The following is a 12,769-nucleotide window of genomic DNA, read 5'->3' as shown; positions in this document are numbered from 1 at the left end:
GGCGTGGCAAGGATTGAACTTGCGACCCCTGCGATGTCAACACAGTGCTCTACCACTGAGCTACACGCCCACGGGAAGGGCGCCATACCCGGCACCCTTCATGCTTGCAACCCTCAATGCCGCCCGGTGATGCTTTCCACTTCGAACAGCCGGTCGACCTCCAGCACCAGATCGCGCAAATGGAACGGCTTTGACAGCACGCGCGCCTGCGGCATCGCTTTGCCCGCCTTCAGCGTGACGGCGGCAAAGCCGGTAATGAACATCACGCGCAGATCGGGGCACATCTCGCCCGCCTTTTGCGCCAGTTCGATGCCGTCCATTTCGGGCATCACAATATCGGTCAGCAACAGGTCGAACGGCTCGGTTTCGAGCAGCGGAATCGCGGCCGTCCCGCGATCGACCGCACTGACGGCATAGCCCGAGCGTTCGAGCGCGCGCGTCAGATATTCGCGCATTACCCGATCATCTTCTGCAAGCAGGATTCGTATCATCGCCGGTTCGCTTCCCTTCGCAGGCCATATTATGCGCGAAGCCTTTAAGATTTTCCAGCACGGCGCGGCGATTGCGAGCGCATCGTCGCGCGCCTAAGCCAGACGGGCGATGGCCATCCAAAATCCCAGCTTCGATCGACACGGACCGGCGCTTCCAGCCAGCCCGGTGGTCGTGTCGGTGCCGCACGGCGGGCGCGATTATCCAGCCGCGATGGTAGCCGCGATCCGCGTGCCGATCGCCGATCTGATCGCGCTCGAAGACCGGCACATCGATTCGCTGGCGCTGGCCGCACATCGCGGCGAGACGATGCTCATTCAGCGCCGTCCCCGCGCGTGGATCGACCTCAACCGCAGCGAGCAGGAGCGCGATCCGCTGCTCGACGACGGCGCCGATCCGCGCCGCCAGCCTGCGCCCTCGCTCAAGCTGCGCAGCGGATTGGGGCTGGTGCCGCGCCGCGTCGGCATGGTCGACGAAATCTGGCGCGGACGGCTGCGCGCGCATGATGTCGCGGCGCGAATCACGCACGACCACCGCCCCTATCATGCCGCGCTCGCTCAGGCGCTGGCGGCGGCGCGGGCACGCTTCGGCGTCGCGGTGCTGGTCGATCTCCATTCGATGCCGCCGCTCGGCGCGCTGGGCGAGGTGGCGCAGATCGTGTTCGGCGACCGGTTCGGGCGCAGCGCCGCCGCGCGCTTCGTCAGCCGGATCGAGGCCGAAGCCGATGCCGCCGGAATCGCCCATGCGCTCAACACACCCTATGCCGGTGGCCATATCCTCGACGTGCATGCAGCCCCTGCGAGCGAGATTCACGCGATTCAGATCGAAGTCGACCGGCGGCTCTACCTTGATGCGGCGTTCGACCTGCCGGGGCCGGGGCTGGCGGCGAGCGCACGGCTGCTGCGGCGCATGCTCGCCGCGCTCGCCGATGAAGCGCGCGCCACGCAACTGCCGATCGCGGCCGAATAGCGGCGCGACCTGATAAAAAAACCACCTCGTGCTTTCGCACGAGGTGGCCAAGGTTCAGGGAGGGCAGAGCCGAAGCTCCGCCGCGCGGCGTCGCGAAAGGGGGGGGACACGAGCCGCGCACCACCAATATAGGCGACCCGCAAGGCGGGTTCAAGCCGCGCGCTTCGCAATCGCAAAAATCAATAATTTGGGGCCGCGCGCTCAAGAATAGCGCAGAAGGCCGCGGTGGCCGCACAGATTGACAAGCGCGACTCGTTCTCTCAATGTTCCAATCGTTGTGGGAGATCGGAAATGCGGGGAAGTTGCTGCTGCGGTACTGTGCAATTTGAGCTTACATCGCCCCCGACGATGATGGCGACCTGCCATTGCGCACGGTGCCGCAAAGTCGGCGCGAGTACCTTTGTTTTCGTCAAGGCCGAAGACCTGCGGTGGCTGTCGGGGCGCGATCAGGTCCAGCGCTATGAACCCGCGCCACCCTATCAATATGCCCGATGCTTCTGCAAAATCTGTGGGACGGCGCTTGGCGAGATTATTTCCGACCAACCGAGCTTTCCGATTTCGGCGAACGCTCTGGACGACGATCCTGGCGTGAGAAACCGGTTCCATGAATTCGTGGCCGAAAAGCCGGCATGGTATGACATTAGCGACGGCGCCAAGCAGTTCGAGCGCCATCCGGTCAAATCCTGATCGCTAGCGTCTATACCGAGCCGGCCCGGCCGGGCGCCGAGCTTCAACGATCGCGGCCCGTGATGTTCCGGATAGTTTCGCTTGACATTTACAACCAATTGGGTTATAAATGCGTCCGTCATTCCAACCGTATCCGGCCGGTGCGCAAGTGGAATGATGGCTGCGATCGGCAGGGCTAAACCCCGACCGATCAATCGACCGGCGCGGAGCCATCCGTGGAAAGAAGACGGATTTTCCGCAACTGGGCGGTGAGGGAGACCAGGCTAAATGCACGCGAAGCAGCGGTGGCGGGATTCGTCCCATCACCGGTGTGGATGCCACTTTAACCGGTGTCGGAGCCGGAGCGTGCCCCTTCATCGTCGACTTGCCAAGCCTTGACGCTTGCAAATTGAGACTACCCAAAGTCGTCAAGCCCCGGATGCCCGTGGCAGGACGCGCCGGTCGATCGCCTCCCTCGTTTCCCCGCGAGCGCGTATCATCGCGCCCGCGCGCTTTGGCGCGTCTGCCATCTGGATCGGCTTTGAGGCGCGCTGCCCCCCGCTTGCCCTGAGCTTGCCGAAGGGCCGTCCTTCTTCTGCGATCGGCTCGCAAAAGAAAGACAGTGCTTCGACTAGCTCAGCACGAACGGGTTGAAGGTGAATTCAGCCAGATTTACCCGCCTCGTCAGAACGACAGTTCGGGCACCGGCATTTTGCCCTGCGTCACCTGCCGCTCGAAAATCTCACGCATCAGCGCGAGCGAGAAGAGGTGGGCATAAAGCAGCGGCAGCATCCCCGACTGCGACATTTTGCGCAAAGTGTCGCCGCGCAGATCGGCCAGCTTGTTTTCATCGACCATCTGGAAGCCGCGATAGATGAAGGGCTTGTCGGCGCCCTGCGGCTGGATCGTCACTTCGCCGTCCATCAGCAAGCCGCTTTCCTTCAGCTCGTTCATGAACGACTGGGTGCGCGCCCCGGCCTGTTCGAACATTTCGTTGAACTGGAGGACGTTCTTGGTGAATTCGGTCGGCTGGCCATCGGCAAACAGTGCCTCGCCATCATCGAGCTTGCCGATCGCGTCATAGGTCGGGTCGAAGCACAGCGACAATTCCTGCGCATCAGGCGTCAGCCGCGCGAGCATATAGGGATAGCGGCGGATATAGGCCGGCACGTAGAGCGTGTTGTCGAGCAGCGCACCTTCGTTATCAACGAAGACGTTCACGCCTTCGTTCAGGCCCATCAGCGCGAGCGGAATCGGCTCGTCACCGCTCGAAAAGACGATCGGCATGAAGCGCTGGGCCAGCGCGAATTCGTCGACCGTGATCGGAATCGCATGCTGGTTGACCAGGAACGGTGCCTTGTCCTGCGGCTTGGCGCGGAAATCGCCGTGAAGCTGGCTCGAAAGCGGCTCAAGGCCGTTGTAGAAAAGCGGAAGCTGTTGCGGCGCGCTGGCCATCGAAAAATCTCCATCAGAACGAAAGGCCAAGTCCCCTCGGGCCCTACGAGTCGCAGCCCTTATGGCGCGGCGCGGCGCGGCGCAAGCGCGACGAGCTTGCCGGGGTTCATCAGTGCCTTCGGATCAAGCGCGCCCTTGATCGCACGCAGCATCGCGAGGCGCGCCGGGCTCGACAGGCGTTCGAGCTCGTGGAGCTTCATCTGGCCAATGCCATGCTCGGCCGAGATCGATCCCCCGGCCGCCACGACGAGGTCATAGACCATATGGCTTGCGGCTTCGCCGACCTCGGCGCGCCAGCGTTTGGCATCGACACCGCGCGGTGCATTGACGTGGAAATGGACATTGCCGTCGCCGAGATGCCCGAAGGCGCTGGCGTGGACGCCCGGAAATGCCGCTTCGACATGGGCGGCGGCGCGCAGCATGAAGTCGGGCATCGCATCGACGGGCACCGAAATATCATGCGCCATCGTCGGCCCTTCGGCGCGTTCGGCCTCCGAAATCGAATCGCGAAGCCGCCAAAAGGCTTCGGCCTGGGCTTCGTTCACCGCGACCACGCCGTCCTGCGCCAACCCCGCCGAGAGCACCCCGGCCACCAGTGCCTCCAGCGCTGGCTGCGCTTCGATGCCCTGGCTTTGCGACACATAATCGATCAGCACATGCCAGGCATGCGCGCCGACCAGCGGGGAGCGCGTGCCGGGAATGTGCTTGAGCACCAGATCGAGCGCGAGCTTGGGCACCAGTTCGAAGCTTTCGATCGCCGCCCCCGATTGCGCTTCCATCGCGCGCAGGATCTTGAGCGCGTCCCCCGGCGACTCGACCGCCAGCCACCCCGTCGCGCGGTCGATCGCCGCCGGGACCAGCCGCAACGTCGCCGCCGTCACCACCCCCAGCGTGCCCTCCGCGCCGATCAGCAGCTCCTTCAGATCATAGCCGCGATTGTCTTTCTTAAGCGCGGCCAGCCCTTCGTACAGCGAGCCATCGGGCAGCACCGCTTCGATGCCCGCCACCAGCGACCGCATCGTCCCGAAGCGCAGTACTTGCGTGCCGCCCGCATTGGTCGAGACGAGACCGCCGATCGTCGCCGACCCGCGCGCGCCCAGCGTCAACGGAAAGCGGCGCCCGGCCTCATGCGCGGCGGTATGCAAATTCGCGAGGATCACCCCCGCCTCGGCCACCGCCAGATGGGCATCGGCATCGACCGAGCGAATCCGGTTGAGCCGCCGGGTCGAGAGAATCAGCGCCGAACCATCCTCGGGCGGCGTTGCCCCACCGACCATTGAGGTATTCCCGCCCTGCGGCACCAGCGCCACCCCCGCCGTATGCGCCATGCCGACGATCGCCGCCGCCGCCGCCGTCGACCCCGGCGCGAGAATCGCCCGCGCCGCGCCGTGGTAGCGCCCACGCCAGTCGCTGAGCCACGGCGCGATATCGTGCGGATCGTCGACCACTGCCTTGGCGCCAAAACGGGCGCGCACCGAGTCGATCAGGCTGGCTTGGGCATCGATCATGCGATGCGCGCTACCACGTGACATCGCGCACGCCAATTCATCGCCCAATTCATCGCCCAATTCATCGACTGTTCAACCAGCCCTACTATGCCGATAAGTGATCATGATTCCCGCATTCACCCTTTTGGCGATCACGATGCTCGGCGATCCCGGCGAAGGCCAGGCATTGGCCCAGCTCACGATCCGTCAGCGCGTCGTCATCCGCGTGCCGCGCCTCGCGCCGGTCAAGCCGATCGTGTGGCGCGAAAAGCGCGCGGATCGCTGCACCGCGCTCGACGGGATCGCCGGGGCCGCCTTCACCAACAATGGCAGCGTCGACATTTATTTCAGCGACGGTCGCCGCCTGCGCGCGCTGCTGGGGGACAAATGCCCCGCGATCGATTTCTATTCGGGTTTCTACATCAAGCGCGCAGAGGACGGGCAGGTCTGCGCCAAGCGCGATGCGGTCCGCTCGCGATCGGGCGCAGCGTGCGAAATCCGCGCCTTTCGGCGGCTGATCCCCAAGCCCTAAACCAAGCCGCAACCTTGACAAGCGCGGTGGAATCCGCAAGCGCTTCGCGACGTTTCCCCGGCAGTGGCCGGGCATTTCCGGACACATTATGACCTTTGCCGATCTCGGCCTTTCCGACGAACTTCTGCGCGCGGTCACTGAATCGGGCTACACCGAACCCACGCCCATTCAGGCGAGCGCCATCCCCTCGGTCCTGATGATGCGCGACATCATTGGCGTGGCCCAGACGGGCACGGGCAAGACCGCCAGCTTCGTGCTGCCGATGATCGATATTCTTGCGCACGGCCGCAGCCGCGCCCGCATGCCGCGCTCGCTGATCCTCGAGCCGACGCGCGAACTCGCCGCCCAGGTGGCGGAGAATTTCGAGAAGTACGGCAAATATCACAAGCTATCGATGGCGCTCCTCATCGGTGGCGTGTCGATGGGCGACCAGCTTGCCGCGCTCGAAAAGGGCGTCGACGTGCTGATCGCGACGCCCGGGCGGCTGATGGACTTGTTCGGGCGCGGCAAGATCATGCTCAACGGCTGTTCGCTGCTGGTGATCGACGAAGCCGATCGCATGCTCGACATGGGGTTCATCCCCGATATCGAGGAAATTTGCACCAAGCTGCCCAAGGCGCGTCAGACCCTGCTCTTCTCGGCGACGATGCCCCCGCCGATCAAGAAGCTCGCCGACAAATTCCTCGATAATCCGAAAACGATCGAAGTCGCGCGGCCCGCGACCACCAACATCAACATCAAGCAATATCTGGTCCCCGTCAGCGCCGCCAAGAAGCGCGACCGGCTGATCGGCCTGCTCGGCGACGATGTCCGCACCGCGATCATCTTCTGCAATCGCAAGACGACGGTGCGCGATCTCAACAAAATCCTGAAGCGCGAAGGCATGCGGTCGGGCGAAATCCACGGCGACATGGAGCAATCCGAACGCATCGCCGAGCTCGATCGCTTCAAGAACGGCGACATCAACATCCTCGTCGCCTCCGACGTTGCCGCGCGCGGGCTCGACATCAAGGGTGTCAGCCATGTCTTCAACTATGACGCGCCGTGGCACCCCGATGATTATGTCCACCGCATCGGCCGCACCGGTCGCGCAGGCGCAACCGGCATCGCCTTCACGCTGATCACCCCTGACGATGCCGAGAATATCGCCAATATCGAAAAGCTGACCGGCCAGGTGATCGAGCGGATCGGCGCGCCCGACGCGGCAGCGGTCGACGCACCGCCGGCCCGCTCGCGCGCCAAGCCGAAGAAGGAAGTCGAAGCGGCGCCCGAGGCCGTCGAGGATGACGCCCCGCGCCCCAAGCGCAGCCGTCGTGGCGGTGCCAGGCGCGCCGAACCGGTCGATGCCCCTATCGATACGCCAGCCGAAGCCGCGCCCGCGCCGGTCAAGGCCGCGCCACGACCGGCGCCGCCGCGCGCGCCTGCACGCGGCTATCCCACCGCCGAGCCGATCACCCACAGCAGCGATCCGGTGGGCGAGGACAAATGGGAAGGCCCCTTCCCCGATTTCCTCCGGTCGACGCTCGGCTAGATTCGCATGCGCGTGACCGTGTCCGACCGCGCGGTCGCCAGCCCGTGCATCAATATCTGCGACATCGATGCGACGGGCCTTTGCACCGGCTGCGCGCGCACGCTCGACGAAATCGCGCGCTGGGGCAGCGAGAGCAGCGCATGGCGGGCGTCGGTCATCGCCGCATTACCCGCGCGGCGCTCAAGCTGTAGTCGCTAACCTTCGTTCAATCGTGGGTCGCACCCGCGGCGAGCAAGGACGATATCGCCCCTACCACTTCGGCTGTGGCAAAGGGTTTCGCGATCATCACGCTGCCGGGCACACCCATCGACGCCCAGTGATGCTCGCTCGCCGCGCTGACATAGACGATCGGCAGTGTCGCGAATTGGGCGCGGGCTTCGCGCGCGACTTGCCAGCCATCAGGCCCGTCGCCCAAATTGATATCGGTCACCAATACGCCGAGTTCGGCACCGTGCGCAGCAATTTGGCGGCGCGCCTGCTGGGCATCGTCAGCAACCAGCACTTGATAGCCGGCCGCGCAAAGCGCCGCGACCACGCCGTCCTGAATAAGGACATCATCTTCGACATATAGCAGCATTTTCGGCCTCAAATCGGTCACGAATCGGCTTTCATGGGGTCGTCATGCAGCAACGAACGGCGGCGCGGAAAAGTGCCCGAGCGCGATCAGTGGTGGTGGATGATCGCCACGCGGGTGCCCGGATGCGTATCGCTGATTGTGACCGTCGCTTCGAGCTGACGCGACAGCGCCTCGACAATACCCGTGCCGAGCCCGGGCTGCCGCGTTGCCTCGTCGCCCGGCATGCCGACGCCATTGTCCTCGACGCTCAGCTCCCAGCCTGTCGGGCGCGACCGATAGTCGACCGTGATCTTGCCCGCCGCTGCGCGATCGGGAAACGCGTGCTTCAGCGCGTTGATCACCAATTCGGTGACGATCAAGCCGAGGCTGACCGACACTTCCGATGACGTGACAGTGTCGTCGACGATCGGCGTCAGCGTCAGCGTCAGCAGATTATGGTCATAGATCATCGACGCGCCGATGCTGTCGCACAGATCGGCGAAATAGGTTTTCAACACGACATCGCCCGATTTGGCCGAGGCGAGCTGGCGCTGGAGCGTGGCGATCGACATCACCCGGTGGTGTGCATCGTTCAAATGGCTACGCGCCTCGTCCGACTGAACCTTGCGCGCGCTTTGTAGCAGCACGCTGGCGATGATCTGAAGGCTGTTGGCGACGCGGTGCTGCAATTCGAGCATCAACACCTGCTTTTCGCGGACGACATCGTCTTTCTGCTTTTCGATCCGGCGTGCATCGGTGACGTCGGTGACTGCCAGCACGATGAGGACGCCTTGCGCGTCCGAATAGCTCAGCTTGTGCGCGTTGACGATCAGGCACCGCGTCGCCTGCCCGAGGCGGACCAGATCAAATTCATAGGCGGTGATCGCGGCCTGTCCCGCCGCGGTCGCGCGCAGCAGCGATCGCAGTTGCGGCGCCGCCCATTCGCCATCGCCGAGCGCTGACATCGCCTTGCCGACGACTTGATCGGGATCAAGGCCGAACGCGCTGCAAAAGGAGCCGCTCGCGGCAACAACGGCCAGATCGGCGTCGATCAGCAGCAGCGGTGTGGCGGACGAAAAGACAAGCGCCATGCCAAGGCTGCTCGCTGCCTGCGCAGGAAGGGGCGTAAAAAATTCCACGGCCGAAGCCTTCGGGAGCCGGAGGCTCGCGGAGGACGAGTCATTCCCGGTAGCGACACGTTGCAGGCGCTGCACCCGGCGTGCCGGGGGTTCGACCGTCTGATGCCAATTCAATGTAGCACCAAATGTGCCTGATGCCCTAAGCTATTCGGCGCGCGGCTTTTCGCGCCGTGCAGCTATGCCTCGACTGGTGCCGCAGCCGCCGCGATCAGCGCATCGTCCTTGGCATTGGCACGGGCATAGGCCGGACGCGCAAGGATTCGGTCGAGATAGGACGTGAAGCCGTCGCGCTTGGGCAACGTGCCGAACTGCGTGCCCCAGGCGATTTGCGACCCGAGATAGACATCGGCGGCGCTGAATTGCTCGCCCGCAACATAGGGCGTCGCCGACACGGCGGACTCAAGCACATCGACCATTTTGTCGAAACTGCCAAAGCCGATCATGCCCGATCGTTCAGCGGGCGGTTCGACCCCCAGCGACTTCATCGTAACTGCCTGTTCGACCGGCCCCGCCGCGAAGAACAGCCAGCGGTAATAGGCCGCACGCTGGTCAACCGGCGGCGCCAGCCCTGCGTCGGGAAAGGCATCGGCGAGATAGGCGCAGATCGCCGGGCATTCGGTGACGACATGGCCGTTGTGGACGATCGCCGGGACCTTCCCCATCGGATTGATCGCCCGATAATCGCCCGCCTTCATGCTCGATGCGTAATCGAGCACGACGGTTTCATACTCGGCGCCGGCTTCCTCCAGCATCCAGCGCGCGATCCGCCCGCGTGACATTGGATTGGTGTAGAATGTCAGCCCGTCCGCCATTGCGACTCTCCCCGGTCATCGCGAACGAAGTGAGAACATCTGCGCCGAAGAGTCAACCCGCTTTGCGATACCACCAGACGCCGTCGACGACGTCCTTCACCGCGCGCCCCTCGACTTCGAGGCGGCGCAGATGCGCGAGCGATTCGCCGGTCGCCATGCCGAGCAGCTCGGGGCCAATCGCGCGGCGGAACAGCCGGCCGAAGCAATCGACCGAGCGGCGCGGCGCTTCGCCGATGAAGACTTCGAGTTCGTCGAGCCGGTCGCGATGCTCACGGTCGAGCGCGTCGAGCCGCACATGCAGCCCGGTGAAGACATCGCCGTGCGACGGCAGCACCGTCAGATCGGCGGGCAATTGCTTGAGCTTGGCGAGCGAGTCGAGCCAGTCGCCGAGCGGGTCGCCTTCGGGCTCGGTCACGCCCAGCGAGATGTTCGAGCTGATCCGCGGCAACAACTGGTCACCCGAAATCAGGATACCGCGCTCGGCATCGAGCAGGCAGGCGTGCTCGGGGCTGTGGCCATTGCCGGTCACAATCTGCCAGCGCCGCCCGCCGATCATCAGCACTTGCCCATCGACCAGCCGCCGATAGCCAAGCGGCAGCGGCGTGATGATCCGGCGAAAGCCCGACCAGCCGCGCGCCTTGCCGCGCTCGATTGCTTCCGCATCCCAACCCGCGCCGCGCCAGAAGCTGATCATCTCGTGCGGCACCGCATCGCGCGCATCGGCGGCGAGCATCCGCGCGGTCAGCCATTCGCCGCGCGTCATTTCGAGCGGGCAGCCGTGGTGATCGCACATCCACCCGGCCAACCCGATATGATCGGGGTGCATGTGCGTGCCGATCACCCGCGTCAGCCGCACGCCATCCAGCGCGCCACCCCGGAACAGTGCTTTCCAGTCGTCGCGCGTCGGCGCGAGGTTCATGCCGGTGTCGACCAGCGCGGCACCCGGCCCGGTCGCGTCTTCGTCGTCGATCAGCCAGCAGTTGATGTGCCGCAGCGGCCCGGGCACCACCAGCCGCACCCAGTGCAGCCCTTCGGCGACCTGCATCGTCTGCTGCGGCTCGGGGCCGACATGCCCGAACGGATAGGTCAGCCCGCGATGGCTGGTGGGCACGAAGCTCGCATCGGGGACGAGCGCAGCGTCGGCGCTGATCTTCACGCGGCGCGTTTAGGCGCGCTTGAACGGATCGTGCAAGCCACCCGGCAGCAGCGCGGCATCGCCACCCTCGGCATCGCGCGCGGCCTGATCGCGCTCGTTGCGCAGCGACTGGATCAGCGCGGCACGGTCGCCTTCGAGCTTGTTGTCGACGGGCGCTTCGATTCCCGCCGCCTTCGCCGCCTTGGCAACGATCGCGTCGAGTTCGCGCTGCGAGCACAAGCCCAGCGTCACCGGGTCCTTCGGGGTGATGTTGGCGATGTTCCAATGGCTGCGGTCGCGGATCGCCGCGATCGTCGTGCGCGTGGTGCCGATCAGATTGCCGATCGCGCCGTCCGTAATCTCGGGGTGATTGCGGATGATCCAGGCAATGCCGTCGGGCTTGTCCTGCCGCTTCGACACCGGCGTGTAGCGCGGCCCCTTGGTGCGACGGACCTGATCGGGGCCCTTCGACATTTTGAGCGTGTAGTTCGGGTCGGCTTGGCCCTTTTCAATCTCGTCCTGCGTCAGCTCATGCGCGCGCACCGGATCGCGGCCCGTCAGCTTGGTCGCGGCGGTATCATCGGCGATGGCCTGCACTTCAAGGATGTGCAGCCCGCAGAATTCGGCGATCTGCTCAAAACTGAGCGCGGTATTGTCGACCAGCCACGAAGCAGTGGCATGGGGCATGAGCGGCTGGGCCATGCGAAATCTCCTGGAAACAATAAGGGCCACCCCTTGCGGAGTGGCCTCTGACCCATAGGACTTAGTGCGGATGCGCAGGCGAGGCAAGGCGCGAGTGCAGCGCGCCGAAACGCGGCGGCGCGGGGCTGGTCTTGCCGCGCATTGTCCCCCATCTGTTGCGCATGATCAGAATTGCCCGATGAGCGTCGCCTTCCGCCGCGAAAGCGACGAAGAACATATGGAACCGCGCTTCGAACTGCCGCTGCCGCCGGGGCCTAATCTGGTGACGGCGCGGGGACTTGCGCTGACGCTCGCCGCGCTCGACGGTGTCAATGCCGAGGTGCGCGACGAAGCCGATCCGGTGAAGCTCGCCGAATTGAAGCGCACCCAGCGCTACTGGCAGACGCGCGCCGCAACAGCCGAACTCGCGCCGGTGCCATCCGGCGATGCCGTCGCCTTCGGGTGCCGCGTCACGCTCGACCTGAACGGCGCGCGCCGGGTGATCGACATCGTCGGCGATGACGAAGCCGAACCATCGGCCGGCCGCCTCGCCTTCTCCGCCCCGCTCGCCCGCGCGGTGATCGGCGCCGAAGTCGGCGAGGTTCTCGACCTTGGCGAGCGGCTCGAGGCGATCGAGATCATCGCGATCGAAGCGGTCCCGGCAGAGGGCTGACCCCGCGCACACGGCCCAAAATGTGGCGCAGGCAACCATTAAGTAACGACTTTGGCGATACTTAGGACCGGGAAGTGCATTCCCGAAATAACGCCCGTTTGTCGTTACAGCGGGCCGTTCCGAAGGGTGTCACCGGCGTTACGGCCGCTAAGGGTGGAGTAGTTCGATGGATCGCATGCCTTGGTTCTATCCGCTTTGGGCATTGATCGGCTTTTGGGCTTGGGCGGTTCATGTCGCGACGGGCTTCATGAACAATCTGATCAACGCGCATAGCGGTCGGCGGTCGGGGATCATCGGGATGCTCGATTCGGTCACCAATGCGCTGCTCGTGACGCCGCTGGGGCGGCCGCTGACCGTCGGGTTACTGGTGATTGCTGGGGCCGCATCGGCGATCTGGCTTTATCAGGCTCGGCGACGGGATCTGGCGTGATGGTTGTGCAGAAATCCTCGTTCCAGACGGAACGCCACGCATGAGCAGCACCGCCGTCTGGGCCAGCACGGTAATGGTCAGTCTTCACGGCAAGATGTTTTTTGAGAATGCGCTGGTCGATGTGCCGTATGATCCTGACCTAGGCGGCGTGGACAAATTTGAGCCAGTATCTGGCGGCGGCGATATGGACCATGCTGAGGAAGCTTTCGGCGAG

15 protein-coding genes are annotated in these 12,769 nt (G+C 64.7%); 7 read left to right on the top strand and 8 right to left on the bottom strand.

Annotated features, from left to right (window positions below; genetic code table 11):
- Positions 1 to 113 precede the first annotated feature (113 nt).
- Positions 114 to 491 carry a cell cycle two-component system response regulator CpdR gene (gene cpdR, locus K2W81_RS15295; protein WP_294106007.1) on the bottom strand — a complete coding sequence of 126 codons (378 nt, stop codon included), beginning with the start codon at positions 489 to 491 and terminating at the stop codon, positions 114 to 116.
- A gap of 109 nt (positions 492 to 600) precedes the next feature.
- On the opposite strand from cpdR, the gene K2W81_RS15290 reads away from it, so the two are divergent.
- Both K2W81_RS15290 and K2W81_RS15285 read left to right on the top strand, forming a co-directional pair.
- On the top strand, positions 601 to 1,458 hold the full coding sequence (locus K2W81_RS15290) for an N-formylglutamate amidohydrolase (protein WP_294106004.1): 858 nt from the start codon (positions 601 to 603) through the stop codon (positions 1,456 to 1,458).
- 225 nt (positions 1,459 to 1,683) lie between these two features.
- Positions 1,684 to 2,145: a GFA family protein gene (locus K2W81_RS15285; protein ID WP_294106000.1), complete on the top strand. Its 462-nt coding sequence runs from the start codon at positions 1,684 to 1,686 to the stop codon at positions 2,143 to 2,145.
- Positions 2,146 to 2,808: 663 nt separating this feature from the next.
- On the opposite strand, the gene K2W81_RS15280 is transcribed toward K2W81_RS15285, so the two are convergent.
- Both K2W81_RS15280 and K2W81_RS15275 read right to left on the bottom strand, forming a co-directional pair.
- Positions 2,809 to 3,579 carry a SapC family protein gene (locus K2W81_RS15280; RefSeq protein ID WP_294105997.1) on the bottom strand — a complete coding sequence of 257 codons (771 nt, stop codon included), beginning with the start codon at positions 3,577 to 3,579 and terminating at the stop codon, positions 2,809 to 2,811.
- 59 nt (positions 3,580 to 3,638) lie between these two features.
- Complete coding sequence (locus tag K2W81_RS15275) at positions 3,639 to 5,087, bottom strand: FAD-binding oxidoreductase (protein WP_294105995.1); 1,449 nt, start codon at positions 5,085 to 5,087, stop codon at positions 3,639 to 3,641.
- A gap of 103 nt (positions 5,088 to 5,190) precedes the next feature.
- On the opposite strand from K2W81_RS15275, the gene K2W81_RS15270 reads away from it, so the two are divergent.
- From K2W81_RS15270 to K2W81_RS15260, 3 genes are all read left to right on the top strand, one after another.
- Positions 5,191 to 5,598, top strand: coding sequence for a hypothetical protein (locus tag K2W81_RS15270; RefSeq protein WP_294105993.1), 408 nt, complete (start codon positions 5,191 to 5,193; stop codon positions 5,596 to 5,598).
- A gap of 88 nt (positions 5,599 to 5,686) precedes the next feature.
- Entirely contained in the window at positions 5,687 to 7,129 is a 1,443-nt protein-coding gene (locus K2W81_RS15265) for a DEAD/DEAH box helicase (protein ID WP_294105990.1), read from the top strand.
- A gap of 6 nt (positions 7,130 to 7,135) precedes the next feature.
- A complete protein-coding gene (locus tag K2W81_RS15260) occupies positions 7,136 to 7,327 on the top strand; it encodes a DUF1289 domain-containing protein (protein WP_294105987.1) in 192 nt (63 codons plus the stop codon).
- 7 nt (positions 7,328 to 7,334) lie between these two features.
- Here the strand turns inward: K2W81_RS15260 and K2W81_RS15255 are convergent, their stop codons facing one another.
- From K2W81_RS15255 to K2W81_RS15235, 5 genes are all read right to left on the bottom strand, one after another.
- Complete coding sequence (locus K2W81_RS15255; RefSeq protein WP_294105984.1) at positions 7,335 to 7,706, bottom strand: response regulator; 372 nt, start codon at positions 7,704 to 7,706, stop codon at positions 7,335 to 7,337.
- An 86-nt stretch (positions 7,707 to 7,792) separates the two neighbouring features.
- Positions 7,793 to 8,824: a sensor histidine kinase gene (locus K2W81_RS15250; protein WP_294105981.1), complete on the bottom strand. Its 1,032-nt coding sequence runs from the start codon at positions 8,822 to 8,824 to the stop codon at positions 7,793 to 7,795.
- 176 nt (positions 8,825 to 9,000) lie between these two features.
- Positions 9,001 to 9,636 (bottom strand): glutathione S-transferase family protein, encoded by a 636-nt coding sequence (locus K2W81_RS15245; protein ID WP_294105978.1) that lies wholly within the window; start codon positions 9,634 to 9,636, stop codon positions 9,001 to 9,003.
- 52 nt (positions 9,637 to 9,688) lie between these two features.
- Positions 9,689 to 10,792, bottom strand: a complete 1,104-nt coding sequence (locus K2W81_RS15240; RefSeq protein WP_294105975.1) for an MBL fold metallo-hydrolase — start codon at positions 10,790 to 10,792, stop codon at positions 9,689 to 9,691.
- A gap of 9 nt (positions 10,793 to 10,801) precedes the next feature.
- On the bottom strand, positions 10,802 to 11,473 hold the full coding sequence (locus K2W81_RS15235; RefSeq protein ID WP_294105972.1) for a DUF1013 domain-containing protein: 672 nt from the start codon (positions 11,471 to 11,473) through the stop codon (positions 10,802 to 10,804).
- A gap of 178 nt (positions 11,474 to 11,651) precedes the next feature.
- Here K2W81_RS15235 and K2W81_RS15230 point away from each other — a divergent pair, with 178 nt between their 5' ends.
- Together K2W81_RS15230 and K2W81_RS15225 are read left to right on the top strand one after the other, a co-directional pair.
- Positions 11,652 to 12,125, top strand: coding sequence for a GreA/GreB family elongation factor (locus K2W81_RS15230; RefSeq protein ID WP_294105969.1), 474 nt, complete (start codon positions 11,652 to 11,654; stop codon positions 12,123 to 12,125).
- Positions 12,126 to 12,291: 166 nt separating this feature from the next.
- Positions 12,292 to 12,555, top strand: coding sequence for a hypothetical protein (locus K2W81_RS15225; protein ID WP_294105966.1), 264 nt, complete (start codon positions 12,292 to 12,294; stop codon positions 12,553 to 12,555).
- Positions 12,556 to 12,769 lie beyond the last annotated feature (214 nt).

Origin of the sequence: Sphingomonas sp. (assembly GCF_019749955.1) — a bacterium.
GTDB lineage: Bacteria > Pseudomonadota > Alphaproteobacteria > Sphingomonadales > Sphingomonadaceae > Sphingomonas.
The sequence above is the reverse complement of the archived record's forward strand: the minus strand, read 5'-3'. Positions and strand labels throughout refer to the sequence as shown.